Source organism: Foetidibacter luteolus (assembly GCF_009650435.1).
Classification (GTDB): Bacteria; Bacteroidota; Bacteroidia; order Chitinophagales; family Chitinophagaceae; genus Foetidibacter; species Foetidibacter luteolus.
Map to the genome: position 1 here is coordinate 68255 of NZ_VVIP01000012.1, position 25539 is coordinate 93793.

23 protein-coding genes are annotated in these 25539 nt (G+C 45.5%); 12 read left to right on the forward strand and 11 right to left on the reverse strand.

From position 1 onward, the window contains the following. Positions 1–108 precede the first annotated feature (108 nt). The 4 genes from F0364_RS03255 to F0364_RS03270 all read left to right on the forward strand — a co-directional run bounded on the left by F0364_RS03255 (position 109) and on the right by F0364_RS03270 (position 2855). The gene (locus F0364_RS03255) at positions 109–819 is read left to right on the forward strand and encodes a ferritin-like domain-containing protein (RefSeq protein ID WP_153796317.1); all 711 of its coding nucleotides are present in this window, start codon (positions 109–111) and stop codon (positions 817–819) included. A 50-nt stretch (positions 820–869) separates the two neighbouring features. Then, the gene (locus tag F0364_RS03260) at positions 870–1715 is read left to right on the forward strand and encodes a ferritin-like domain-containing protein (protein WP_153796318.1); all 846 of its coding nucleotides are present in this window, start codon (positions 870–872) and stop codon (positions 1713–1715) included. A gap of 137 nt (positions 1716–1852) precedes the next feature. Next, the gene (locus tag F0364_RS03265; protein WP_153796319.1) at positions 1853–2335 is read left to right on the forward strand and encodes a MarR family winged helix-turn-helix transcriptional regulator; all 483 of its coding nucleotides are present in this window, start codon (positions 1853–1855) and stop codon (positions 2333–2335) included. A gap of 4 nt (positions 2336–2339) precedes the next feature. Beyond that, positions 2340–2855, forward strand: coding sequence for a GNAT family N-acetyltransferase (locus F0364_RS03270; protein WP_153796320.1), 516 nt, complete (start codon positions 2340–2342; stop codon positions 2853–2855). A gap of 2 nt (positions 2856–2857) precedes the next feature. Here the strand turns inward: F0364_RS03270 and F0364_RS03275 are convergent, their stop codons facing one another. Further along, entirely contained in the window at positions 2858–3634 is a 777-nt protein-coding gene (locus tag F0364_RS03275) for an enoyl-CoA hydratase-related protein (RefSeq protein WP_153796321.1), read from the reverse strand. Positions 3635–3921: 287 nt separating this feature from the next. Between F0364_RS03275 and F0364_RS03280 the strand changes: the two genes are divergently transcribed. After that, positions 3922–4887, forward strand: a complete 966-nt coding sequence (locus F0364_RS03280; protein ID WP_153796322.1) for a terpene synthase family protein — start codon at positions 3922–3924, stop codon at positions 4885–4887. A gap of 26 nt (positions 4888–4913) precedes the next feature. On the opposite strand, the gene paaD is transcribed toward F0364_RS03280, so the two are convergent. From paaD to paaA, 4 genes are all read right to left on the reverse strand, one after another. Then, on the reverse strand, positions 4914–5429 hold the full coding sequence (paaD, locus tag F0364_RS03285) for a 1,2-phenylacetyl-CoA epoxidase subunit PaaD (RefSeq protein WP_153796323.1): 516 nt from the start codon (positions 5427–5429) through the stop codon (positions 4914–4916). A gap of 7 nt (positions 5430–5436) precedes the next feature. Then, on the reverse strand, positions 5437–6189 hold the full coding sequence (paaC, locus tag F0364_RS03290) for a 1,2-phenylacetyl-CoA epoxidase subunit PaaC (RefSeq protein ID WP_235921000.1): 753 nt from the start codon (positions 6187–6189) through the stop codon (positions 5437–5439). Positions 6190–6243: 54 nt separating this feature from the next. After that, entirely contained in the window at positions 6244–6612 is a 369-nt protein-coding gene (paaB, locus tag F0364_RS03295) for a 1,2-phenylacetyl-CoA epoxidase subunit PaaB (RefSeq protein WP_153796324.1), read from the reverse strand. A gap of 192 nt (positions 6613–6804) precedes the next feature. Then, positions 6805–7749 carry a 1,2-phenylacetyl-CoA epoxidase subunit PaaA gene (gene paaA / locus F0364_RS03300; RefSeq protein WP_235921001.1) on the reverse strand — a complete coding sequence of 315 codons (945 nt, stop codon included), beginning with the start codon at positions 7747–7749 and terminating at the stop codon, positions 6805–6807. Positions 7750–7958: 209 nt separating this feature from the next. Between paaA and F0364_RS03305 the strand changes: the two genes are divergently transcribed. The 3 genes from F0364_RS03305 to F0364_RS03315 all read left to right on the forward strand — a co-directional run bounded on the left by F0364_RS03305 (position 7959) and on the right by F0364_RS03315 (position 10484). After that, positions 7959–8552 carry an RNA polymerase sigma-70 factor gene (locus F0364_RS03305; RefSeq protein WP_153796326.1) on the forward strand — a complete coding sequence of 198 codons (594 nt, stop codon included), beginning with the start codon at positions 7959–7961 and terminating at the stop codon, positions 8550–8552. 142 nt (positions 8553–8694) lie between these two features. Further along, positions 8695–9576 carry a phosphatidate cytidylyltransferase gene (locus F0364_RS03310; protein ID WP_153796327.1) on the forward strand — a complete coding sequence of 294 codons (882 nt, stop codon included), beginning with the start codon at positions 8695–8697 and terminating at the stop codon, positions 9574–9576. A 251-nt stretch (positions 9577–9827) separates the two neighbouring features. Then, entirely contained in the window at positions 9828–10484 is a 657-nt protein-coding gene (locus F0364_RS03315; RefSeq protein WP_153796328.1) for a phosphatidylserine decarboxylase family protein, read from the forward strand. 20 nt (positions 10485–10504) lie between these two features. Here F0364_RS03315 and F0364_RS03320 read toward each other — a convergent pair whose 3' ends face one another. From F0364_RS03320 to queA, 3 genes are all read right to left on the reverse strand, one after another. Continuing rightward, complete coding sequence (locus tag F0364_RS03320; protein WP_153796329.1) at positions 10505–10972, reverse strand: RES family NAD+ phosphorylase; 468 nt, start codon at positions 10970–10972, stop codon at positions 10505–10507. Between the two features lie 9 nt (positions 10973–10981). Continuing rightward, positions 10982–11413, reverse strand: a complete 432-nt coding sequence (locus F0364_RS03325) for an Xre family toxin-antitoxin system antitoxin (protein ID WP_153796330.1) — start codon at positions 11411–11413, stop codon at positions 10982–10984. A gap of 116 nt (positions 11414–11529) precedes the next feature. Beyond that, entirely contained in the window at positions 11530–12579 is a 1050-nt protein-coding gene (queA, locus tag F0364_RS03330; protein WP_153796331.1) for a tRNA preQ1(34) S-adenosylmethionine ribosyltransferase-isomerase QueA, read from the reverse strand. An 851-nt stretch (positions 12580–13430) separates the two neighbouring features. On the opposite strand from queA, the gene F0364_RS03335 reads away from it, so the two are divergent. Further along, positions 13431–17330: a TraB/GumN family protein gene (locus F0364_RS03335; protein ID WP_153796332.1), complete on the forward strand. Its 3900-nt coding sequence runs from the start codon at positions 13431–13433 to the stop codon at positions 17328–17330. Between the two features lie 193 nt (positions 17331–17523). Here the strand turns inward: F0364_RS03335 and F0364_RS03340 are convergent, their stop codons facing one another. The 3 genes from F0364_RS03340 to F0364_RS03350 all read right to left on the reverse strand — a co-directional run bounded on the left by F0364_RS03340 (position 17524) and on the right by F0364_RS03350 (position 21795). Next, positions 17524–18705 (reverse strand): hypothetical protein, encoded by a 1182-nt coding sequence (locus F0364_RS03340; protein ID WP_153796333.1) that lies wholly within the window; start codon positions 18703–18705, stop codon positions 17524–17526. Between the two features lie 288 nt (positions 18706–18993). Then, positions 18994–20313 (reverse strand): phage tail-like protein, encoded by a 1320-nt coding sequence (locus tag F0364_RS03345; RefSeq protein WP_153796334.1) that lies wholly within the window; start codon positions 20311–20313, stop codon positions 18994–18996. 15 nt (positions 20314–20328) lie between these two features. Beyond that, positions 20329–21795 (reverse strand): T9SS type A sorting domain-containing protein, encoded by a 1467-nt coding sequence (locus F0364_RS03350; protein WP_153796335.1) that lies wholly within the window; start codon positions 21793–21795, stop codon positions 20329–20331. Between the two features lie 461 nt (positions 21796–22256). Here F0364_RS03350 and F0364_RS03355 point away from each other — a divergent pair, with 461 nt between their 5' ends. The 3 genes from F0364_RS03355 to F0364_RS03365 all read left to right on the forward strand — a co-directional run bounded on the left by F0364_RS03355 (position 22257) and on the right by F0364_RS03365 (position 25502). Beyond that, positions 22257–23423: a trans-sulfuration enzyme family protein gene (locus F0364_RS03355; RefSeq protein ID WP_153796336.1), complete on the forward strand. Its 1167-nt coding sequence runs from the start codon at positions 22257–22259 to the stop codon at positions 23421–23423. A gap of 371 nt (positions 23424–23794) precedes the next feature. Continuing rightward, complete coding sequence (locus F0364_RS03360; protein ID WP_153796337.1) at positions 23795–24253, forward strand: single-stranded DNA-binding protein; 459 nt, start codon at positions 23795–23797, stop codon at positions 24251–24253. 172 nt (positions 24254–24425) lie between these two features. Beyond that, on the forward strand, positions 24426–25502 hold the full coding sequence (locus F0364_RS03365; RefSeq protein WP_153796338.1) for an Ldh family oxidoreductase: 1077 nt from the start codon (positions 24426–24428) through the stop codon (positions 25500–25502). Positions 25503–25539 lie beyond the last annotated feature (37 nt).

Below are 25539 nucleotides of genomic sequence, written 5' to 3' on the forward strand. Positions count from 1 at the left end.
ACTCAATGGCCTGCCTGTCAATTATTTAAAAAAAATAAATCCAATCAAAATGGTAACCCGTACATCTAATTGAACCTGAACAGTTTTTAAACTTAATATTTTCTACTTATGAAACAGCACTTTAATGGGGATGCGTATGCCCAGACAACTAATGAACTTACAGCAAGGGGAGCACAAAGAAGAAAACTCTTATCCATTTTTGGCGGTACAGCCGTAGCGGCAACCATCATAACATCTTGCAGTAAAGATGATGATGGCCCGTCTATGCCAACTGATGGCATAGACCTTGGCAGCGGTGACCCCGGCATTCTTAATTACGCTTATGCCTTAGAACAACTGGAAGCTGCTTTTTATACGCAGGTAATAACAACCTTATACACCGGTATAACAGCATCTGAACAAGCATTGCTTACAGATATACGCGACCATGAAATTGCCCACAGGGAGTTTTTTAAAACAGCACTTGGTTCGGCAGCAATACCGGGGCTGGAAGTAGATTTCAGCAAAATTGACTTTAGCAGCCGTGACAGTGTACTTGCTACAGCAAAAGCTTTTGAAGACCTGGGTGTTTCCGCTTACAATGGCGCAGGTAAACTTATACAATCACCAGACTACTTATTGCTGGCAGGTAAAATAGTATCCGTTGAAGCCAGGCATGCCGGCTATATAAGAGACCTGATAAGTAATGGTTCTTTTGCTGACAGCACCGTTATTGATACCAACGGCCTTGACAAAGCCAATACGCCGGCAGATGTGCTAACCGTAGCGGCAGGTTTTCTTAAATCTAAACTTAACGGCAGCAACCTGCCTACTTCCTAAACAATGTAAGTACCAGTAAGCAATTATTTCCACCATCAAAAGCAAATAACATGAACATCAATAATATTCTTACAGAAATAGAAAAAGTTGACCCTGAAGTTTACGACAGGCTTGATACCCGCAGAAGCGCCATGCGCCAGTTTGCTAAAGCCAGCGGCAGGATAGCATTAACAGCCGTGCCTTTTTTGCTGGGCGGCATGTTTAAAAAAGCCTATGCCGGTACCACAGAAAGCATCGGCGATGTATTGAATTACGCTTTAACGCTGGAATACCTGGAGGCTGAATTTTATAAAGCAGCAGTGGCCTCATCCGGCCTTATACCTGCCGGGGCGCCTACCGCCGCTATTACAACCATCAGGGACCATGAAGTGGCGCATGTTAACTTCTTAAAAGCAGCACTGGGCTCCTTAAGCGTTACACCCGTTGACCAGCCAACCTTCGACTTCTCCGGCGGAAAAGGCAGCGGTAACGGGCCTTTTAAAAATGCATTTTCAGATTATGGTTTATTCCTGGCCGTTGCTCAAACTTTTGAAGATACCGGCGTACGTGCTTATAAGGGCCGTGCGGCAGAACTTATGTCTAACAATGATGTGTTAACCGCGGCCTTAAACATTCACTCGGTTGAAGCCAGGCACGCATCGCATATAAGAAGCATGCGCAGGGCCAATCTCAATAATTCATCCATTAAACCATGGATAACTTTAAAAGATACCGGTGGCATTGGGGCTGCAGTACAGGCCAGCTATGATGGTGAAGAAGTAACATCCCAGGCGGGCATTGAAATTAAAAATATTAATGGCGCCGCTATAAGTGCAGAGGCTGCCAGCGAAAGCTTTGATGAGCCCTTAACCAAAGACCAGGTTCTCGCGATTGTAGATCCTTTTATCGTACCCTGATTCCTGTTGCTTGCATTTTCCTATTTCGTGTTTTAAACCCTGGTTGTATAACCGGGGTTTATTTTTTACTTAATTCTTACGGAGTAAAGTATAAAATATTTATTTTTACGTAAATACTTACGTATATATTTACCTTTATGCAGCAAAATATTATCACCCAGCTTGGGGCGTTGGCTATAGGGGCAAGAATGAGAAGGCTTACAGATATCTTTTCCAGGGATGTTGCCATCATTTATAAAGAGCATAACCTTGATTTTGAAGCCCGTTATTTTGTGTTGTTTTACCTGGTATCAGAAAGGGATGGAATAGGGATTATGGAAATAGCAGACGAGTTGAGCCTTACCCACCCCGCCGTTATTCACCTGGCCAAAGACCTCGAAAAAAAGGGTTATATAACGTCTGAAAAATCGCCTTCAGACAGCAGGAAAAGATTGCTCAAACTTTCCTCCAAGGGTAAAGCTGCCTTGCCTGAGTTTAAAAAAGTATGGGATAAAATTCATAAACTAAACAACCAGCTTATGAAAAAGCAACAGAACAACCTGCTGAAAGCCATTGAAGAGATGGAGCATATACTGGAAGAAAAGTCTTTTTATAAACGCTTTAAAAGCATGCAATCTTAACACGATGAACAATATAACATTTTGCGCTTTTGACAAGCGCTATGCCGAAGATTTTAAGCGGCTTAACCTGGAGTGGATTGAACAATATTTTGTAGTGGAAGAGCACGACCTGGAGCAGCTAAGCAACCCCCAGGAATACATAATTGATAAAGGCGGCGAAATACTTTTTGCCCTTTGCAATAACGAAGTGGCCGGTGTTTGTGCACTTATTAAAACCGGCGCAAATGAATATGAATTAGCCAAAATGGGCGTATACCCCAAATACCAGGGAATGCAGGTTGGTTACCGCCTCGGTCTTTACGCCATTGAGACAGCAAAACGCTTAATGGCAACAAGACTATGGCTGGAATCTAACAGGATACTAAAGCCCGCTTTGCACCTGTATGAAAAACTGGGCTTCAAGGAAATACCGGTAACTGATACGCCTTATGCCCGTGCGGATATAAGAATGGAATTGTTGCTAAACAGCAGCAGCGCAGGTAATTGCCGCCAGGCTTACGGCTCATGTGCATCTGTATAGCGTTAAATACCTTTAAAAACAGGTTGCCGTTTTTGCAAAAAGGCTTCTACGCCTTCTTTAAAATCAGCGGTGGCGGCAGCCTGCTGCTGCAACCTGTCTTCAAGCTGTAACTGAGCTTCGAGTGTATTGTTCAACGAATGGTTTAATGCCTGCTTAATGTATGCCAGCGCCTGTGTAGGCATGCAGGATAACTGTACGGCAATTTTTGTGCTTTCCTGTTCAAAACTTTCTGTTGGCCATACTTTATAAAGCAAGCCCATTTGCAAGGCTTCAGCAGCCGTTATTTTATCCCCCAGCATCATCAGCGCAGATGCACGCTGAAAGCCAAGCAGCCTGGGCAAAAAATAGGTGCCGCCGCTGTCTGGTATCAAACCTATTTTGCTGAATGCCTGTATAAACGAAGCGTTTTCCGCGGCCACCACAATATCGCAGGCCAGGGCTATATTAGCGCCTGCACCTGCTGCCACGGCATTTACTGCTGCAACTACAGGTTTCCGCAATTGCCTTATGCGGGTTATAATGGGGTTATAATGCTCACCCAAAATTTTATCCATGCCCGGTCCGTTGGGGTTAACCACTTCGGCAAGGTCTTGCCCGGCACTAAATGCTTTGCCGGCGCCGGTGATATGCACACAACGCACCGCCTCATTGGCAGCGCATTCATCAAGGGTTTGTTGCAACAGCATAGCCATCTCCCGGTTAAAAGCATTCATCTTTTCCGGCCGGTTTAGTGTTATGTAAGCAACGTTGTCCTTTATCTCAAATTGTATAGAACTCATGTGCAGCTTTTGATTGCTAAGTTAGTACTCTCTGCCATGGTTTACAGGCAAATGAAAGCCTTACTTACGCCCAATTAGTTTCCACGTTGTCCTCGTGTAACTATGCATATAAAAATAGCCCTGCATTAAAGCGGTATTAATTTTTTTCTATCCGCATTGCTGCTGTTTTATAGGTAGTAATTTTATCCTGCTGCGTAGCCTTTTTGTAAAAAATAAGCCACAGAAGAACCTATAAGCCGGTATGTTAGCGCATTTTTTCCGCCTCATTACTACCAATATCTAAACTTATGCATACCCACTTCTTATTACCGCTGCCATGTTATGGCTTCCCATCCAAAATCAGCAACTGGTCTGATGCTGTTATAAACGATACAAAGCACTGGCTTGAAACTGACTTTGAATTTTTGCCTGAAAAAATGCGGTTAAAATACCTGCTAAGTAATTTTGGTAAAATTACAGCCCGGTGCCTGCCTTGCATGAAAGAATACAAACAGTTACAGGTAGCTGGCAGGTTTATGTTATGGGGTACTGTTTTTGATGATTTTTTTGAGTATAAAACGGTTGCTGAGCTTGAAGAACTTTACTACAGGTGCATGGAAATATTGAAAGGGAAAAAAGCATATGCAACTGATTCCCCATTCTTTGCAATACTTGCTGATATTCGTGAAAGCCTTTCTAAATTAATGCCTGCCTTTTGGTTAGAGCGTTTTTCAAAGAATGTTGGCATTTGGATTGAAAGCATGAGGGAAGAGGCGCCGTACAAAGGCGAGATGATTTTTCCGCAACTGGATTACTTTACAAAACTTCGTGAGAGGACCATTGGCGTACAAGCCTATCTTGATCTTATTGAAATGCAATTAGACAAACCCATTCCTGATGAAATCATGCACAGTTCATACCTTACTGAGCTTTACCGGAAGGCCGCCAGGGTGTTTGCCTGGTGCAACGATTTTTATTCGCTGCTTAAAGATGCAGGCCGCGAACCGCTGAACCTTATACTTGTTTTACAGCATCATTACCGCCTGTCTTTGGAAGAAGCCAATAAAAGAGCGATGGAAATTCATGATGCAGATGTGGCATCTATTTACCAAATGCAGCTTAATGTACCGGATTTTAGCGGTTACACAGAAACAGTAAGGCAGTTTGCTTATTATATTGGTGTAATGATACAAGGACAAAATGAGTGGTACCTTAATGACACAATGCGTTATAAAAAAGAAGGTTATCCTGTAAAAGACAGTTTTAAAATTTGACAACCCCCGGGTTTAAGTAAGCCTTATTAATGACATTTAAAATAATCAAATGGTTCCTGGCAGTTATTGCAGCGGTACAGCGCCTTACAGGCGGTAGAGCCAAACCGGGAAATCATTACAGTGTTGTAAGAGTTGCATTGCGGGCATTGTATAGCTTCTTCCTGTTGAAAAAGCGCCGGCGTACATACGGAATGCGATGGCAAAGGCGGTGCAATACCATAAGCTTTTAATTGTTGCTTACCTTTTACGGTTATCCAGTCCGTCGTCCATGCAGGCGATAAAACAGTGGTAATCTTTACAGGGCTGTAACCTTGCTGCAGCAGCGCCACTTTAATACTCATGCTAATTACATCCATAGCGGGGCACCCGGTGTAAGTAGGTGTAATAATTACTTCTACGCCGCCATCTTCCGGTAATAAAATTTGCCGCACAATGCCCAGGTCCATCACAGACAATACAGGAACTTCCGGATCCATCACTGTTTCCAGTATTTGTTGTATGCGTGCTGGGTCTGCTGCGGTATGGTTTTGCTTTACTTTCATCGTAGTGCTACCAGTTACATCCCGGGTATGTGCGTTGCAGGTATTGCATATCCGTTAGCATTGCTTCAAGATGGTTAGAATGCCTGCCCTGTTTACCACCGGCTGCTGCATATGTATCCGCCGGAAGGGCAAGTGTTGCTTCATACAGCGTGTTTGTAATAATGTGCATTACATGTTCCTTCAAAGAAGTAATGTTTATCATAAACTCTGCCGTCAAAACGATTTCTTCATACTCTACAGGTTCAAACAGTTCGGGCAAAAATGGCCACAGTGTGTTTAGTGCAGCCTGCATTCTTGCGTGGCTTTCTTTGGTACCGTCACCCAAACGTATTACCCATTCTGCAGACCATTGCAAGTGATACGCCACTTCCTTTACTGCTTTAGATGTAATGGCGGCAAGCTGGCTATCCCCAGTTTTGGCGAGCAGCGCAAATAACGAGTGCTGGTATGCACTGAACAAAAATTGCCTTGCTATGGTTTTGCCCCAGTCTCCATTGGGCTGCTCTACCAGCAGGCAGTTTTTATATTCAGCAGTACCCCGCAGGTAGGCAAGGCTGTCTTCCGTTACCGTATTGTTACCCGCATTGTTCATCAGTTCGGCGGCGTATTGATAAAAGTTTCTTGCCTGGCCAATTAAATCCAGCGCAATGTTGGATATGGCAATATCCTGCTCCAAAGCAGGGCCATGGCCGCACCATTCGCTGTTGCGGTGGCCGAGTACCAGGGCATTATCTGCCAGGTGCAATATGTAGTTTACCAATTGTATAGCAAGCTTATTTAAAGTTGATAATGTTTGCAGCAAAGAATGCCGTCATTACATGTGTTTCACTTCCGCCGGTATGTTGTAAAAAGTAGGGTGGCGATACACTTTATCGTTTGCCGGTTCGTAAAGGCTTTCCGCATCGTCGGGGTTGCTGGCGTGTATATACCGGCTTTCCACCACCCAAATGCTAACGCCTTCCATACGGCGGGTGTAAACATCCCGGGCGTTTTCCATAGCCATTGCCGCATCGGCGGCATGCAGGCTGCCTGCATGCTTATGGTCAAGCCCCTGTTTGCTGCGGATGAATACTTCCCACAGCGGCCACTCAGTGGCCGGGTTTACGGTAGCGGCCGGCTGTGGCCCACCAGCATCGCTGCCTGGTATGTCTCCGTAATAATATTTCGATATATATAAACGCATAGCTGAAGTATTTAATGCCTGCCGCTTTTGCGGGGCGATGTTTATCTAATGTTATTACGCTGTGTCACCTCCCGCGCCAGGGATTGCAGCGGATACCCCGGTGAAGCCATGGCAGCCGGGCCTTTGTGCCGGAGTATGAGCGGAAAGCCCGGTGCCCATCGCCTTAGCGTGGGCAGGCGCCCTGCCTTATTTTTAAGCGGCAGCAGGCTTAGCTATACTTTGCTCCTGCTCTTTCCTTTTTGTCGCGTAGGCAACAGCCGCCTCCCGCACCCAGGCGCCATCGTTCCAGGCCTTTTGCCTGGCTTCCAAACGCTCTTTGTTGCAGGGGCCGTTGCCATTAACCACCTGCCAGAACTGCTGCCAGTTAATAACCCCAAAATCGTAGTGGCCGGTCTGTTCGTTGTACTTCAAATCCGGGTCGGGCAACTGCAGGCCAAGGGTTTTAACCTGCACAGCACAGATGTCAACAAATTTCTGCCGCAGTTCATCGTTGGTAAAACGCTTTATTTTCCACTGCACGCTTTGCGCCGTGTGCGGCGATGCATCGTCTGGCGGGCCAAACATCATTAAGCTGGGCCACCACCAGCGGTTAATGGCATCCTGCGCCATATTGCGTTGTTGCTGCGTACCACGGCAAAGGGTAAGTAAAATATCAAAACCCTGCCGCTGGTGAAAGCTTTCCTCCTTACATATGCGCACCATGGCACGGGCATACGGCCCGTAGGAGGTACGGCACAAAGGCACCTGGTTTATAATGGCAGCGCCATCCACCAGCCAGCCAATGGCGCCTATATCGGCCCAGGTAAGGGTGGGATAATTAAAAATAGAAGAATATTTGGCCTTGCCGCTAAGCAGTTGCTCTGTCATTTCATCCCTGCTGATGCCTAAAGTTTCGGTGGCGGAATACAGGTAAAGGCCGTGGCCGGCTTCATCCTGCACTTTGGCCAGCAGTATGGCCTTTCTTTTTAATGTTGGCGCCCGGGTAATCCAGTTGCCTTCTGGCAGCATGCCTACTATCTCGCTATGGGCGTGCTGGCTAATTTGCCGTATAAGCGTTTGCCGGTATTTATCGGGCATCCAGTCTTTGGGCTCAATTTTAATTTCTTTATTTATTTTATCCATGAACCGAGCATCCATAGCCATGTTTTTAAAAAAGGTTAGAACTATTGCCGGTAAAACCGTTATTTTGTTAGCGGAACCAAAGAACGCTTTCAAAATTAAGCATTTAATATCTGTGACTAACGCCTGTTAGCCGGCATCTTATGAATAATACTAAAATTATTTTATCCGATGCATCAATAATTTTATCATTTTTGCCTTAGATATGGATTGCTCCATTTGAAGTTATGCTTGAAGGATTGCTATTAATACAACAGCGTATTGCCCATGGTGAAGAACAGGCGCTTGCCGAACTTTACCAGCATTTCCACAAAAAACTGCAGCATTTTGCCAAGGCTATTGTGAGGAACGAGGAAACAGCGGAAGAGCTGGTGGAAGACGTATTTGTAAAACTCTGGTGCAACCGCAACCGCATTGCCTCTATTGAAAACCTTACGGTTTACCTGTATGTGGCGGTAAAAAACAAATCGCTTAACACACTCTCCCGCAAAGCTACAGAGCTGGTAAGCAAGGGTTTTGATTTTTTGGACATTGATATTGACGACAACACGCCCGGCCCGCAGGATTTAATGATTACCGCGGAAATGATGCAACGCATGAATAAGGCCATAGACGCCCTGCCGCCCCGCTGCAAAATGATCTTTAAACTTGTTCGTGAAGATGGGCTGAAGTACAAAGAAGTGGCTGAAATTCTCAACATATCCGTAAATACCATAGATGCGCAAATGGCCATAGCTGTTAAGCGTATTTGCACCGCCCTCAACATTAATTACAGCAGCAAAACTTTCGACCATACAACGGTAAGCCAAAACCACCGGTAGTTTTCCAAAATGTTTTTACACTAATGCCTGGCATTCTTTTGTTAACGCTGTGCACTTTAAGCTATTCATGGCATTTAGCAGTTTTTCCATTCATTTTCAACAAAAAAATCGTACTTCGTAGTTCAACAATGTTTGTTGCTTCATGGCTTTCAACATCCAAACTTTTAAAACCCGGGCATTAACGGCAGTGGTATTTGTGCTGGTAATGCTGGCAGGTTTATTTACCGGCCACTGGACATTTCTTATTCTTTTTTCCATTATACATTTTGGCTGCTGGTTTGAATACCAGAAACTGATTGGCTTGATTGATCCCGATTATAGAGACATTACCGCGTTTCACAAATACGGCGTTATGATTGCCGGCTGGAGTTTTATGCTCTGGATGACCAGCAATATTTACAGCCTGGGCAACATAACCCTGCATGAAATTGGCTGGTGGCTGATGCTTATTTTTGTAATTGCGCTGCCACTCATTGAAATACTGTTAAGCAAAAACCTGTTTATTAAAAACATAGGTTATTCTTTCCTTGGCCTGCTTTATATATCGTTAAGCTGGGGCTTGCTGGTAAACCTGCGCAGTATGTACAGCAGCGGGCTTTTTGCCAGTGTTGATATAGGCCTTTTAATACCCCTGCTTATTATTTTCTCCATTTGGATAAATGACACCATGGCTTACATTGTGGGCTCACTGATTGGTAAAACGCCATTCTCCAAAATCTCTCCTAAAAAAACCTGGGAAGGTACCCTGGGCGGGGCTATACTGGCCATTGCCACCATTACCCTGGTGGGGTATTATGGCTTTGGTTTTACAGACTATGTTACGTTAATTGTTGTATCAGCTATCGCGGCGGTGTTTGGCACTGCCGGGGATTTGCTGGAAAGTAAACTTAAAAGGCTGGCAGGCGTTAAAGACAGTGGCAGCCTTATGCCTGGCCACGGTGGCTACCTTGACAGGTTTGACAGCTTGTTACTTGCCACGCCCTTTGTATGGTTGTACGTACGTTTTTTCATCCTGGATTATTGAGATTTTATTTTTTGGGGCTTTCACCTGTAAAGCGTTAGCTCAACTTTGGTCCCGGCTTTTCGCTGCAAGTCCTCACCACTCGTTCCTCGTGGTTGCGGGCTTTCCGCTTCAATCCGGCAGCCATTCAACTGCGGGAATGCTATTAAGCGATAGCTCACAACCATTGTTCATCATCAGCAGGCAGTTTTGGCATAACTCACCTATCCGGCTATCATATATCTTCCCTTATCTTTGGCGCTTAATTATATCCAATGACCATTCACAGAGAGGGTTACAAGTCTATCGCAATCGCCGCTTTAATTTTCGGGTTGATAAACCTGTTATCCTTTTATTTCCTCAGCGCCCAAATACCCTGGCTAGCCACGATAATATTCATAATAACGCTGTTTTTGTTCCTGTTTATTATTTCTTTTTTCCGCATACCCAAAAGGCTGCTTACCATAGATGCCGGAAAAGTAATTTGTCCCGCAGATGGCAAAGTGGTGGTTATTGAAGAAATTACTGATACGGAATACTACAACGACCGCCGCATACAGGTAAGTATATTTATGAGCCCCGCCAACGTGCATGTAAACCGTAATGCGGTTTCTGGTAAGGTTAAGTACAGCCAGTACCATAAGGGTAAATACCTGGTGGCATGGCACCCAAAATCATCCACTGAAAATGAGCGCCACAGCGTGGTAATAGAAAATGATAATGGAAGTATACTGGTAAAACAAATTGCCGGCGCCCTTGCCAAACGCATTTGCAACTATCTTAAGCCTGGAGATATTGTTACCCAGGGCACAGAAATGGGCTTTATAAAATTCGGCAGCCGGGTTGACGTATTGCTGCCGCTTACGGCTAAAGTGCAGGTGCAGCTAAACCAGGCCGTGCAGGGCGGGGTAACGGTGCTGGCTACTATGTAAAAGCTCTGTAGTAAAAAATATTAACGATAGTTCTTCAATATCACCTCAATACGTTCATCCGGAACTAAATCAGTAGAATCAATTAATTCTATTCCCGAAAAATCGGCGTGAGTGGTATTAATAATAAAATTAAAAGCTTCGGGCAATACAGCGGAAGGCACTTTTAGTATTAAAGCCTTTTTCTCGTCATACCATTTATCGCCCAAAGGCTGGCATTTGGAGTAATCATGAAAATCCCTCCATCCTTCTGGTAAATCTTCAACACTTATTTCATTTACAGATGCTTCAGCGGGAATGTTGATGAACATGATCCTGAAATCCCGGTTAAACCCAACACCCTGCCTTCTCACCATATTTTCAAGAAATGCCAGGGCGATGGATTCTGCGGTATAGATAACTTTCCTGCCGTCGGTATTCCACCGGCCCTTCAACCCAGATGCAAATAAACTACTGCTATAATTTTTGTGTACAATCCTGTAAGCAAGCATAAACAAATATTAAGCAGGGTAACCTTGTGCTATTTTATCAAGCTCATCCATCAATAAATCCACGCCGCCGGGTGTGGTAATCCAATCTTCCGGCTTTTCGTCAGAATTCCAAAAACTCTTTTTCAACCAATAATTAAATTCGTCTACGTTTCCGAAAATCTCTTCTCCTTTTTCAAACAGTGCAATAAGCTTAAGCAGGTGCTCACTGTAAGACGGCTCAAGGACTTTTTTTTGATCTTTATAGTTACTAATAGTTCTGGAAGTAAGGTTAATAATGCTTGCCAGCTTTTTCTCCGGCATATTAATGGCCTCAGCAAAATCATAAAAAATACTGGTCTTTACTCCTTTACGGGCCGTATTTACAATAGAGTAAAGATTTGTTACTCCAAGGTTTTTAAACCTTTGTTTCACAGATAACGCGGTAGAAGTTGAAACTGCCATAAGTTTCGTTTTTCCAAAAATAGAAATTTTTCTTCTTTAAAGAAGAAAAATTTCTTTATCACATTCAAAAAAGAGGCCGCATTCGCGGCCTCCACTTTTTTATTTCTACACCACTTTTAAATTACCAGCATAGCGTCGCCGTAAGTAAAGAAGCGGTATTTGTCTTTAATGGCTTTTTTGTAGGCTTCGTTGGCCAGGTCGTAACCGGCAAAAGCGCAAACCATAATCAGCAGGCTGGTTTTGGGCAGGTGCAGGTTGGTAACCAGGCTGTCTGCCACGTTAAACTGGTATGGCGGGTGGATAAAGATGTTCGTCCAGCCTTCGCTTGGTTTTAAAAGCTTTTGTGCGGTAAAGCTGGTTTCCATAGCCCTCATGGTGGTTGTGCCTATGGAACAAACGCGATGGCCGGTTTCTTTGGCCTTGTTTACAATTTTGCAGGCCTCATCATCAATACGGTAATATTCCGCGTCCATTTTATGCTTGCTCAAATCTTCCACTTCAATAGGCCTGAAAGTACCCAGGCCTGTATGCAGTGTAAGTTCCGCAAAGCGAATGCCTTTTATCTCGCAACGTTTAATTAATTCCTTGCTAAAGTGCAGGCCTGCTGTAGGGGCGGCAACAGCACCTTCGTGTTTGGCGTAAACGGTTTGGTAACGCTCTTTATCTTCATCATCAGGTTTACGCTTAATGTATTTGGGTAGTGGTGTTTCTCCCAAAAATTCCAGCATTTTTTTAAAGCTCTCATCATCGCTGTCCCACAAAAAACGGATGGTACGGCCCCGGCTGGTGGTGTTGTCAATAACTTCGGCTACCAGTTCATCGTTCTCGCCAAAGTACAGTTTGTTGCCCACACGAATTTTACGTGCAGGGTCAACAATCACATCCCACAGGCGGTTGGGCTTATTCAGCTCACGCAGCAGGAAAACTTCAATTTTGGCGCCGGTTTTTTCTTTACGGCCATACATGCGGGCAGGAAAAACCTTGGTATTGTTAACTACAAAAACATCTTTATCATCAAAATAGTCGAGGATATCTTTAAAATTCTTGTCTTCTATCTGGCCGGTTTTCCTATGCACAACCATCATTCTGCTGTCTTCGCGTCTTTTTGTGGGATTCTGGGCTATCAGATTAAGAGGCAGATCGAACCTGAACTGTGATAATTTCATCTTTTTCTGTTTGTTTGCTTTGCTGAAGGAGTAACCATCCTGTTAAGGCGGGCAGTTTTTAGCGGCTGATACCAGCGAACTGACAAACCCGGGATTGGTTATTCCATGTGACTACCGTTATTGTAATAGGCCACATGCAGTCCGCCGCCGCCTTACGGGGCAGCTTACGTCATGTTAAGGCATGATTCTAAAAGTGGGCAAAGGTAAGACATTAAAAGTTAATTCGGTGAAAAACTATTAGCCCTCTCCGTGTTTTACCATTGGGCTGTACGCTTTGGCCTGATTTAATGGGTTTTGGTTCCGCTTTTCACTCAAACTCCGCCACCTGGCGCTCTGCATTCCCCCTTCAGGGGCAGCGGGGTAACCGTTTCAATCCGGCAGCCCAATGTCATTAAGTTAAGGTTGTCAGCCTCAGCTTGTCGAAGGCGGATTCGTGAAAAAGTAACTTGCATAACCCAATTTCGACAAGTTCAACCTGACATTAGAGCTTAACTTAATAACATTGTCCGGCAGCCATTCATCAACAGTAATTTTACCCGGCTTTTCCCACAATATAGATGAGGGTGCACAACACTGCTTTTGCTTTACAGCATTTATGTGCAAGTACAGGCAGTGTCACCACCGCGCCAGGGATTGCAGCGGTTACCCCGCTGAAGCCGTCGCAGCAGGGCCCCTGTGGCGGAGTATGAGCGGAAAGCCCGGTGCCCATCGCCTTAGCGTGGGCAGGCGCCCTGATAAATTTCTGTTCGCCGGCCATTACGTTCCATTCCATTCAGGCTTTTCCGTAAATTGCAAGGAATGAATAAAATTGTAGTATCCGTTAACCCAAACCTATTAACCAACCAGATTCTATGAGCAGTACTAAAGCAGTTGTGGCGCAGGTAACCTTCGCTTTTATTTTACTTTTTTCTACCGCGGTGCATGGGCAAAAAAGCAAAAAAACAGTTAAGCCGCCCGTTGCAGCAACAGAACTTAAAAGATACAACAGCCTTTTGTGGGAAATTACCGGCAATGGCCTGCCCAAGCCATCGTACCTGTTTGGCACCATGCACATAAGCAATAAAATGGTTTTTAACCTTAGTGACTCTTTTTACCGGGCTATTAGAAACGCTGATGCCGTAGCCCTGGAACAAAACCCTGAGGTATGGCAGGAAGAACTGTCGAAAAACGATGATGATGACAACGGTTACAACATGGCCCGCATGTTTACCAACTTTAGGGGCGCCAGCCAACGGCTTACACAACAAACTTTTTACACAGGTGGTTACGAATCTAAAATAAAACTGGGCCTGGCATCTGAAGCCCGCATGGTAAATGGTATGCTGTACCGCAACAACCTGGGCATGGAAAATTTTGAAGAAGAAACCTACCTGGATATGTACATATACCGGCTGGGCAGAAAGCTTAACAAAATTGTTACCGGCGTGGAAGATTATAAGGAAAGCAACCGGCTGGTAAAAGAGGCCTATCGGGCCATGTACAAAGACAAAAAACGTAAAATGAGCCGCGGCTACGAAGGTTATGGCGAACGTAAGAAAATGGAAGATGCTTACCGCCGTGGAGACCTGGATATGCTGGACTCACTTCAAATGCTGAGCGTGATATCTGAAGCCTTCCAGGAAAAATTTATGTACCGGCGCAATGAGATACAAGCCAATTCCATAGATACCATTATAAGAAAGCACTCTCTTTTTGTAGGTGTCGGCGCTGCCCACTTACCCGGAGAAAGGGGTGTTATAGAATTGCTGCGTAAAAAAGGTTACCGCCTAAGGCCTATAATAATGGGCCGGCAGGACAGCGATGAAAAAGAAAGGGTGGAAAAAATACGGGTGCCGGTTACTTTTTTAAAGCAGTATGCTGAAGACAGCCTGTTTAGTGTTGAAATACCGGGCAGCAAATTTTTCCGGTACAACAGCATTGGCCAGCAAAACATGGTGCAATATGCGGATATGAGCAATGGCAGCTATTACATGGTTACCCGCATTAAAACTGCGGCTTCGCTGCTGGGCCATTCTACTGCGCTTGTAATGCAAAAAGTTGACAGCCTGCTGTACGAAAACATACCGGGCAGGATTGTTGCCCGCAAGGCTATTGCTCGCAACAATATACCGGGGTATGATATTACCAATAAAACAAGAAAGGGCGACCTGCAGCGCTACAACATTTTTGTATTGCCCAACGAAGTGCTGGTATTTAAGGTGCATGGCCTTAACGATTACATAGCCAATGGCAACGAAGCCGGGCAGTTTTTTTCATCCATCAATTTTTACAGCAAACCTCAAAACGGCAATGTTGCTTATGCCCCGCCGTATAATGGGTTTACAGCCAGTTTTCCTGCACAGCCCTTGTACATTGATGAAGAACGCAATGAAAAAAACCGCAGCGAATGGCTGGCTGCAGATAGCCTGGGCAACTGTTTTTTTGTTTACCGCACCAACCTGCACCAATACGATTATATTGAAGAAGACAGTTTTGAACTAAGGCTGATGGAAGAAAGTTTCATTAAATCTAAAATGTTCAGTAACGCAGCTCCGGGCACCATTGCTACCTGGAACAACCGCCCCGTTATTAACGCTAAGTACACTCAGCCTGACGGCAGCCAGGTTAAACTGCGTTACCTGCTGCAAGGCAATAACTATTACATTATCGGGGCCAGGTATAAGCAATCCGGCAACGTGGCAGAACAGTTTATTAACTCCTTCTCTATAACGCCTTTTACCTACAGTACCGCAATTTTAAGAAAAGACACGGCTATGGGCTTTACTGTAAGCAGCCCGCTGTTTTATAAAACAAATACAGATTCAACAGAAAATACCGGCAACAATTATCTTGACATGCTTGATGATGATGACAAAGATGCTTATAACGATATTTTAAAAAGCATAGCCATTAAAGTTGCAGGTAACGATACCACCGGGGAGCGTGTTACCATAACAGCCCTGCGCATGCCCAAATACACTTACATTAAAGATTCTTCTTTGCTGCTGGCAAAACCTGGTTTGTTTAACAACAGGGGCGGTATAGACAGCCTGTTTACCGTTCGCTTTAAAAAGCAATATCACACACCATCGGGCTGGCTTTGCAATTATACCGAGTATGGTAACCCTGGCAGCAGCAGGACCATACTTACCAAAGGTTTTTATAAAAACGGGGCACTTTTTTACCTTTTCAGCCAGGGTGATACTTTAACTCCCAAAAATGGTTTTGTAAGTACTTTTTTTGAAACCTTTACCCCCGCCGACAGTATTTCCGGCACAAACCCCTTTGTAAAAAAATCAAAATTGTTTTTTGAAGACTATTTTGGTTCAGATACCCTTATCCGCAAAAAGGCCATGAAGTTTATAAGCCCTGCGCTGTTTGACTCAACTGACCTGCCACAAGTGCAAAAGGCCATCAGCCAGCTTTCGTGGAAACAAAAAGATTACCTGCAGTTAAAAAACTCCTGGATAGAAGTAGCAGGCAGCTTTCGCTGCAAGGCCGCGGCAGATTACCTGCAAAGCCTTTATGCGCAGGTAAAAGATACTTCTGCTTTTCAAAATGCCATACTGGATGCGTTGCTGGATATGCGTACCGATACTTCTTTCAGGCATTTTAAGGAACTGGTTACCACCGAACCGCCGGCCCTTACAGAAAACAACCGGTCATCTGCTTATGGCCGCATTAATTTTGGCAATTTTGTTAACCTTTTTTCCGGTGAAGAAAGATATACCGGCCGCCGCAGTTATGGTTATAAATGGGCACAGTTATACGATACGCTTGCCCTTGCCGCCAACATAATACCCGGCTTGCTGGACCTTACCATATTGGACGACTACAAAAGCGATGTAGTGCAACTGCTGGAGTACGGCGTTGACAGCGGCTACGTAAAAGGCACAGCTTACGAAGCATACTTTAACCGCTTTCTGCTGGAAGCAAAACAGCAACTTAAAAAAGAGCTGGCACAGCAAACAGAAGAAGAAATGAACAGGCTGAAAAAAGAAGAAGATGCTGATGCAACTGTTCCCGTAGATTACGTTTCTGACATTAGCTACAACAACCGTAGTGGCGGTGGCAGCGAGCTTTCCAGCTATGCTATTTTACTGATGCCTTTTTGGGACAAGTCGCTGGAAGTGCCCGCCTTTTTTGAAAAGTTACTGAACCTGAAAGATAAACAGCTTACCACAGAGATAGCGCTGCTGATGATACGAAACAAAAAACCGGTAAGCGACAGTGTCTTTAACAGTATTGCCTCCAGCGACAATAACCGTGTAAGGCTTTACCGCATTTTAAAACAGGCCGGCCAGCTAAATAAAATGCCTGCGGCTTTTGCCACCCAGGCCGAAATAGCGAGGGCGCAGCTTAAAAGTGCTATGAGATACAACAGTAAAGATACCCTGGTGTACATAGACCGTATTAAAACAACCGGCGCCAAATACAATGGCTGGGCTTATTTTTTTCGGTATAAAGACAAAGATGATACAGAATGGAAAATAGCCATGTCTGGCCTGCAACCGCTTGATACCGCCGAAATTGCAACAGACGATGATGAAATAAGCGAAAAGAAGGGGTTGGCTTCCTCTGACTTTACCCAATACACAGATGAAATTTATACACCTGGCCAGCCGGTAAAACCTATACTGCAAAAAATATTGAAAGAAGCCCTTTACGGTACAAGGGAAAGTGCATCACGGTTTTACAGGAAAGGCGATGATGAAGATGACGACAGGGAATCTTACGTGGTGGATGCGGTAAAATCCGGCCGGTACGATTAAACAAGAAACCTTTACGGTTATAAAAAGCTAAAGACGCCTAAAAGGCGTCTTTAGCTTTTTATATGGTGGCGAACGTCCGGTTCTTTGTGGAGGCATCGTTGCGTCGCACTACGTTTATCGTTCAGTTATTATGGCATCTTTTCAGCCCGTGGCTATTACGTTTCTGGCAGCGAAGCTGGCAGAAACGTAACCCTTACTTTCCCTGGCCGTACTCCATTACCGGATGCCTTTCAAAAGCATGCCTGTCATCAAAAATATAGCGATAGGTTACCATTCGCCTGCTTTGGTTGCCACCCAGGTTTTTATAGATGTTCAGCATTTTAGGGTTCCAGTCGGCGGCCCAGCCCATTTCGTACCTGTCGTACCAGTCATTGTTTTGTATAAGGCTGGCGCCTTCGTAAATCATGAATGAATCAATACCCAGCGATTGAAATTTGGGTACAACGCCAAAAGCCACGCCAGTAAAAATCCGGCAGCTTCCCGCTCTTTTCATCCATAGCAAACGTAATTTTTCAAGCAGGCCCAGTTTGCCGTTGAAATGCTTAAAATACTGGTTAAGATCCGGTATGTTAATCCACATGGCGATGGGCTCTTTTTTGTAGTAAGCAAACCATATCAGGCGCTCATCCATTACCGCTTTCATCTTGTTAAACAGTTTCATCACCTGTTCTGTAGTAATTTCTTTGGCTTCTCCATGCTGTGCCCAGGCCGCATTATACACAGTGGCAAATTCGGCGGCATGTTGTGCAAGGTTATTTTTGGCTATATGGCGGGCTGTATAATCAGGCTTTGATTTAAACTTTGCATGGCGCTCTGCAAAACGTTCCGGCAGCTTGTCTTTAACGCCCATGGCGTAATAGTACTGGTTGTAATAATTCTTAAAACCATATCCTTCAAAAAGGCTTTCATAATAGGGTGGGTTAAAGGGCATGCCGTACAAAGGCTGTGTTTCAAAACCTTCTACCATCAGGCCCCACCATTTATCACGGTCGCCAAAATTTACAGGCCCGTCCATTGCATCCATGCCTTTTTGCTTAAGCCATTCCGCAGCCTTGCTGAACAACTTATTGGCGGCATGCTGGTTATTAATACAGTCAAAAAAACCGATGCAGCCGGTAGCGTAATCCGTACCCTTGTTAATATACTTGTTGTTGGTAAAGGCGGCAATACGGCCAAGCAGTTCTCCATCCTCACTCAGCAGCAGCCAGCGTTTGGCTTCCCCAAACCTGAACGCTTTGTTCTTTTTAGGGTCAAAAAGCTCATTCACTTCACTATCCAGCGGCCGGATGTAATTGGGATTGAACTTATTGAGCAATACATTCACCTTTATAAACCCGGCAGCTTCCTGCGCACTGGTTACCTCTGTAATCTGCATTAATAGGATGATTTATACGAATATAGGCAAAAGCGTTTTTTAGTAAACCCCGGACTTCATCCGGGGCTATTCACATGTAGCCCTTCGGACTGTTGGATAATTTTATGCTGCGGCACCCTGTTAGCCGGGTGGTTTGGTGCGCTGTGTCACTACCGCGCCAGGGATTGCAGCGGATACCCCGCTGAGGATTTTGTGCAAGGGTTTTGTGGCGGAGTAGCAGCGGAAAGCCCGGCCCCTTGCGATAGCTTGGGGAGGCGCCCTGGACATTTTTTCAGTTATTCTAACAGGCTATTTTGTTTCCAGCTTTTGCAGCCTTTGCGCCAACTGTTCAATAAGGCTTTGCTGCGCTTTTAACCGTGCTTCCAGCACCTGGTTTTTATCACTTAACTCCTGCACCGCCTTTACCAGTGGCACTACAAACTCGGCATAGCTTAATGAATAAATATCATTCGGATTTTTAGGCTGCAAAACACCACTGAAATCAAAGCCAGTTTCTTCCGCCGCCTTTTGCACCTGTTGCGCTATAAAACCGGTGTAGCGTATTTTTTCCTTATCGGCCATACTCTGCTCTTCAGCCTTTGTATAAGCAACTGGATGCGTTTGATAACCGGCAGTAAGGTATTTATTAAGCTGGTGTATATCCCAGGTATAGGTAACGGGTTGCAGCCTGTTGATAAAACTTAGGCCGGGCACATTGCTGCTCACGTTTTTCTTAAAACGTCCATCGCTGTAAGTGGTAAAATTTACCTGCCCGCGTATGGCCTGTATGGAAGTATTGCCGATGCTGATATAATTGGCTGTACTAACTGATGCACCGTTGCCCAGCGCCATGGAGTTTTGCGCACTTGCTGCGGTGGCATTACCTATGGCCGTGGCCTGGTAGCCGGAAGCATTGGCACTTACACCAATGGCTATATTCTGGTTATCGCTGCTGCGGGAGGAAGCGCCGATTGCCAAAGCCTGATAAACAGTTGCCCTTGCATCGTACCCGATAGCGATGGTGTTATTGCCGGAAGTTTGTGATGTTGCACCCACTGCCACGGATTGAAAACCGGCGCCGGTAGCATCATACCCCACCGCAACAGCTTCGTTGTTGGAAGATGCATCCGCCTCGGCCCCGATAGCGGTAGATTTAAACCCCGCATTTGAACTTACGCCAAAAGCAGTGGCATTAGAAGAGCCGGAAAGGCCAAGGTAACCGGCCTGTGTATTGTTGATTTTAAAAGTAAGTGGCTGCCCGTCTGTAGTGCCTACAAAATTGGATGAGCTGGTGCCGCTGTTGCCGGTTAGTGTCCATCCGGAAAAGGCGGATGAAATGGGTTGCCAGCTACTGCCGGTATAATACTCAAAACGTGCAGTGGTAGTATTATACAGCAGCAAACTGGTTGCCGGGGAAGTGATGGCGTTGCGTTGTGTGGTGGTTACCCGTGGAATAAGCAATCCCTTTTTTGAGGATGCTGTAACTACATTAACATCCAGCATGGCGCTGGCATCGGCAGAGGCATTATTATCGTTAATGGCTATGCCGGTAACCTGCGCCCTGGCGCACATTACCCCCGCGGCCATAGCGGCAGTAACGGAAATTTTAAAAAAAATAATGGTTTTCATAAAGTGGTTTTTAATTTACTGAGTAATACAAACATAGTGGTATGATTGACTTTTGGTGTTAAGCTGGGTTACTGTAACAAGATAATTACCGGCGGGTATGCCGGCGCAGGGCATAAAGTAATCTGCATTGTTTACGGTGGCCGTACGCAGAATGCGGCCCGATATATCTGTTAGCGTTACCTGGTAATTACCGGCAACATTTTTAAACTTTAATCTTATATAACTACTGGTAGGGTTGGGATAGACAATTACGTTTCCGTTTACGGGGCCGGGCTTTACTGCAACAATTTTGCTGAAAGTTGAATTGCCCTGCCCGTCTGACAACTGCAGCCTGTAATACAGCAGCGGGGCGGTATTACTACCCAGGTTATCTGTGTAACTGTAATACCCGGTGGCGCCCGTGGCGGTAACACTGCCCATGGTAAAAAAGTCTATACCGTTGGTACTGCGCTGCACATGGAAGGAAGTTGTTTTTGTATCCGCGGTAGTGCTCCATACAAGGCTTACCTTATTACCGCTTAAGCTGCCCGTAAATTGCAGGGCCGTTGTGGCAAGCACCGTATTAATGGCGGTGGCGGATACCGGGTAGTACTCATAAGTGGCAGCATCATAAGTAACAGTGCCGCTTAATGTATAGGGATTGCTGCCCGAAGCAGGGCCCTGCGCCTGCGGAAACCAGGTAGCATCGTGGTGGCGGCCAATGGTTACATCTGTTGAGCGGTGTGTGGCAAAAGCGGCGTTTTCATTGGCCGCGTTCCATTGAAGGGTAACTGTAAACTGGTCGCCTGTTACCCGGTTGTCTTTTTTAACAATCCAGGTTTTTTCCACAAAATTAAAATTGGTGGTTGTACCTATGGGGTCGCCATTGGCAGCATTGTAATCATAGTAAATATTATCCATTACGCGAATGCCAAAGTTGTCTGCCGTTCCGCTATAGCTAACACTGGCTGGCGTATATTGGGTATTGGTTCCTGATGTACCTACAGGAAACACCCTGGTACTCCCTATGCCGCTTTGTTTTAAAAGGCCACGGCCGGTAGTTGTAAAAAACCTGCCCGTTGGTGCATTTATACCGCTATAAGGGGTAGATGTATTGGTGAGCCAGTAAATGCCTTCTTTTATTTCGGCCGTGCCACTGCTGAAGGTGTGGGTGCCCGCAACAGTGGTGTTTACCTCTACGGCAATGCCGTTACTGTTGTTTTGCAGTACGTTGCCCAGGCTTACCGGGTAAACAGAACTGTTGTAAATACTGGTACAACCACTGCCGGCAATACAGGTTATACGCTGCTGGGATGAGCCGTTAAAGTTGGTGGTAGAAGAACTGGCGAGGTTAACTGTGCCATCGCTTCTTATATTTCCGGCTAATACAAGGTAGGCATTTCCACCGCCAGACAGGTAGGCCCCTGAACCGACAATAAGACTGGCCTGAGACATTACAGGTACGGTAATGATGACCGAAGCCAAGAGGAGTAGGTATCTCATAAGTTTAAACGAGGCATAACAAGCCCTGCTTTCATTTAGTTATTTAAGTAATGCGTGGGAAAGGGGTTACAGCACTTTATTTCCTGGGAAGAAATAATCATTCGCTCAAGTTTTTACAGAGAAAGGGCAGAATTATAGTTTTACTACAGTTATAAGCCAGGGGGTAATAGCAAAGGAAGAACAAGATAAAGCAGGCAAAAATTACCTTGTCCGGCCTGGCCGTTGCAGTAAAATATTTGTGCAATATACAAATATTGTTTTATATTTTGATGAGGTTTAGCCCTCAAAAAGTTCAACGCTTTTACAGCGGTTTTTTGCCGCCGCATAAGGCTTTTTTGTCGTTAAAAGCGGTGGGATAGTTAGCCAAGCAGTAAACCCCGCCGCAATTGGTGAGCTGCCTGTCTTAATTTCCTGGGGTACAGCGGTTTTCTTTAGCCTGATAATTTATATTTACGCTTATTATGGATTTATCTTACATACTGAATGAATACGCTGAAGAGCGCTCAGAATATTTTCAGGCGGTAGCCCCGCCCATTATGCAAACCAGCAATTTTGCTTTCAGAAAAGTAGAAGACCTTCGCAAAGGTTTTGAAGACGAATACTCCACCTGGCTATACAGCAGGGGGCTTAACCCCACAGTAGAAATACTCCGCAAAAAACTGGCCGCCCTGGATGGCGCTGAAGATTGCCTGGTATTCAACAGCGGCGCAGCGGCCATATTTGCCGCGGTACTGGCCAACATAAAAAGCGGAGACCATATTGTAAGCGTACGCAACCCCTACACCTGGGCAAAGAAAATGTTCGACGAAATTCTGCCCCGCTTTAATGTAACCACTACTTACATCAACGGTACGGAAACCGAAAATTTTAAACAGGCCACCCAGCCAAATACTGCCATATATTACCTGGAGAGCCCCAATAGCTGGACGTACGAACTGCAGGACATACAAGCCGTAGCGCAACTGGCAAAAGCAAACAATATTACCAGCATTATTGATAACAGTTATTGCACCCCGCTGTACCAGCAGCCTATTAAGGCCGGTATTGACCTTGTGCTGCAATCTGCCACCAAATACATTGGCGGCCACAGCGATGTAGTGGCTGGGGTTTTAACCGGCAGCGGCCAAATGATTGAACGTATTTTTAACAGCGAATACAATAACATCGGCAGCGGCATACAGCCTTTTAATGCCTGGTTGCTGATAAGGGGCCTCAGAACCCTGCCCACCAGGTTAGACCGCATTACCCGCACCACAACCAAAGTGCTGGATTACCTGCGCAACCACCCACTGGTTGAAAAGGTTATTTTCCCTTTTGATGAAACCTTCCCGCAATACCAACTGGCTAAAAAACAAATGAGCGGCTGTTGCGGACTGCTCACGTTTGTAATGCATGCCAACAATGCCGCGGTGATAGAAAAATTTTGCGAATCCCTGAAGCATATCCTTATGGCGGTAAGCTGGGGTGGCCATGAGTCGTTAATAATACCCCGTTGTGCCGGCATTAAACCAGAAAATTTTATTGCCGCCAGCCAGGAGCACCGCATGCTGCGCCTGTACTGCGGGCTGGAAGATGCGGAATATCTTATCGCCGATTTACAGCAGGCTTTTGATAAATGCGGTAGCTAAACTAAAAAGTTTTTAAAGCGGCTTTGCTTCGCAAAGGTCAGAAAGGTTTATGGGCCCGGCAGCAGGAACATAGATGAAACTGCCGTTGCGTCGCACACTTGTACTGCCAGGTTCTTTATTCAGCTTTTCCCGCAGTATAGCTTTTGCTGCCTGTAGTATATTATGCGGCAAAGCAATCTTAACAGCTTAGCCCCTCTGTAGCACCCACACTTCATCTCCCTAACATAGCGTCAATAACTCATACAGCCCAGAGTACCTTTCTCAACATTAAACTTTGCATTTTTAACATGTGCATATAACGTGCGTTAAATTGCCTTCGGGTTGAATATAATTGTATTAATTTGTAATCTTTATCAATAAAAATTCAGTGTATGATTAAGTTACAGGTGATAGGCAACCTTGGCAAAGATTGCGTGGTAAATACCGTAAACGGCAAAAGCGTTATCAATTTCAGTGTAGCTCACACAGAAAAGATCCGCGATGCCCAGGGCAATCAAAAAGACAAAACAATTTGGGTAGAATGCGCTTACTGGACAGACAAGACCGGCATTGCCCCCTACCTAAAAAAAGGTACACAGGTTTACGCCGATGGAACACCAGACATACGCTCTTACACTACACAGGATGGCCGCCAGGGCACATCCCTAACCTTACGCGTTTTAAGTGTGCAGTTGCTGGGCAGCCGTGCAAACGATGGGGAGGGCGCCCCACAGCAAGGCTATAACAGCGCCCCCGCTTACAACAATTACCAACAGGCGCCGCAACAATCCGCACCTGTTTCTTCACCAGCAGCCTATTCAGAACCGGTTGAAGATGATTTGCCTTTCTAAAACACCAGCTTAATATTAAAATAACTAAGGGCGGTTTTTTACCGCCTTTTTTTGTTCGTTTTAGAGAAACTCTTTAAGCATCGCATGTTCCCGCTATACCTGCCTTATCCTTATCTTGCGGCACCCTGTTTACAGTATCAGCAAGGGGTTACATTATTTAAAACATCATTCTGTGATTATTCAGTACCATAACCTATACCAGTTTACCAACAGCGTTTTTTTAGCGATGGGCTGTTCCGCGGCAGACGCTGCAACAGCTACAAATGCCTTGTTAGCTGCTGATGCCCGGGGAATAGACAGCCATGGCGTAGCCCGGCTGAGTGGTTATGTACGGTTATGGGAAGCAGGAAGAATTAATACCAACCCGCAAATAAGCATCACACACCAAACACCTTCTACCGCGGTTATTGACGGTGGCAAAGGCCTGGGCCTGGTGGTGGCGCCTTTTGCTATGCAGGTAGCCATAGAAAAAGCAGGTAAGGTAGGTACCGGCTGGGTATCTGTACGCAACAGCAACCATTTTGGTATTGCCGGCTACCACGCCATGATGGCTTTGCAGCACGATATGATTGGCATGGCCATGACCAACGCCAGCGCCCTGGTAGCGCCCACCTTTTCCATAGAAAGAATGCTGGGCACCAACCCCATAGCTGTGGCCATACCCGCCGGCGTACAGCCGCCCTTTGTGGCAGATTTTGCTACCACTACCGCTGCCAACGGAAAGCTGGAAATATTGCAGCGCAAAAAACAGGATGCCCCCGAAGGCTGGGTGCAGGCTAAAGATGGTGGCCCATCTACCAATGCCAATGAGTTAAAACAGGGCGGGGCTTTACTGCCGTTGGGCAGCGACAGGGAGCATGGTTCTCACAAAGGGTACGCGTTGGGTAGTATTGTAGATATATTTTCCGCAGTACTCAGCGGCGCCAGTTATGGCCCCTGGGCGCCGCCGTTTCCGGCTTATGTACCTATGCCGCAAAATATGCCCGGCGAGGGGCTGGGGCATTTTTTTGGCGCCATGCGCATTGATGCTTTTCGCCCGGCAGATGAATTTAAGCAGCACATGGATAACTGGATAACACGTTTCAGGAGTGCCAAAACCGCTGAAGGCCACGAAAAAGTGTTGATTCCCGGCGACCCGGAAAGGGAAATGGAAACCCAGCGAATGCAACACGGCATACCCCTGGAGCCATCCGTTGCGGAGGACCTTTCTGCTACAGGTAAAAAATTCGGCATCCACTTGCCGCTATAGCCGGTTTGTGTATGGTATGGTTTTTACAGCGGTAATA

Coding starts and splice junctions, on each gene's coding strand:
- F0364_RS03255 (WP_153796317.1), top strand. CDS start 109: ATGAAACAGCACTTTAATGGGGATGCGTATGCCCAGACAACTAATGAA.
- F0364_RS03260 (WP_153796318.1), top strand. CDS start 870: ATGAACATCAATAATATTCTTACAGAAATAGAAAAAGTTGACCCTGAA.
- F0364_RS03265 (WP_153796319.1), top strand. CDS start 1,853: ATGCAGCAAAATATTATCACCCAGCTTGGGGCGTTGGCTATAGGGGCA.
- F0364_RS03270 (WP_153796320.1), top strand. CDS start 2,340: ATGAACAATATAACATTTTGCGCTTTTGACAAGCGCTATGCCGAAGAT.
- F0364_RS03275 (WP_153796321.1), bottom strand. CDS start 3,634: ATGAGTTCTATACAATTTGAGATAAAGGACAACGTTGCTTACATAACA.
- F0364_RS03280 (WP_153796322.1), top strand. CDS start 3,922: ATGCATACCCACTTCTTATTACCGCTGCCATGTTATGGCTTCCCATCC.
- paaD (WP_153796323.1), bottom strand. CDS start 5,429: ATGAAAGTAAAGCAAAACCATACCGCAGCAGACCCAGCACGCATACAA.
- paaB (WP_153796324.1), bottom strand. CDS start 6,612: ATGCGTTTATATATATCGAAATATTATTACGGAGACATACCAGGCAGC.
- paaA (WP_235921001.1), bottom strand. CDS start 7,749: ATGGATGCTCGGTTCATGGATAAAATAAATAAAGAAATTAAAATTGAG.
- F0364_RS03305 (WP_153796326.1), top strand. CDS start 7,959: ATGCTTGAAGGATTGCTATTAATACAACAGCGTATTGCCCATGGTGAA.
- F0364_RS03310 (WP_153796327.1), top strand. CDS start 8,695: ATGGCTTTCAACATCCAAACTTTTAAAACCCGGGCATTAACGGCAGTG.
- F0364_RS03315 (WP_153796328.1), top strand. CDS start 9,828: ATGACCATTCACAGAGAGGGTTACAAGTCTATCGCAATCGCCGCTTTA.
- F0364_RS03320 (WP_153796329.1), bottom strand. CDS start 10,972: ATGCTTGCTTACAGGATTGTACACAAAAATTATAGCAGTAGTTTATTT.
- F0364_RS03325 (WP_153796330.1), bottom strand. CDS start 11,413: ATGGCAGTTTCAACTTCTACCGCGTTATCTGTGAAACAAAGGTTTAAA.
- queA (WP_153796331.1), bottom strand. CDS start 12,579: ATGAAATTATCACAGTTCAGGTTCGATCTGCCTCTTAATCTGATAGCC.
- F0364_RS03335 (WP_153796332.1), top strand. CDS start 13,431: ATGAGCAGTACTAAAGCAGTTGTGGCGCAGGTAACCTTCGCTTTTATT.
- F0364_RS03340 (WP_153796333.1), bottom strand. CDS start 18,705: ATGCAGATTACAGAGGTAACCAGTGCGCAGGAAGCTGCCGGGTTTATA.
- F0364_RS03345 (WP_153796334.1), bottom strand. CDS start 20,313: ATGAAAACCATTATTTTTTTTAAAATTTCCGTTACTGCCGCTATGGCC.
- F0364_RS03350 (WP_153796335.1), bottom strand. CDS start 21,795: ATGAGATACCTACTCCTCTTGGCTTCGGTCATCATTACCGTACCTGTA.
- F0364_RS03355 (WP_153796336.1), top strand. CDS start 22,257: ATGGATTTATCTTACATACTGAATGAATACGCTGAAGAGCGCTCAGAA.
- F0364_RS03360 (WP_153796337.1), top strand. CDS start 23,795: ATGATTAAGTTACAGGTGATAGGCAACCTTGGCAAAGATTGCGTGGTA.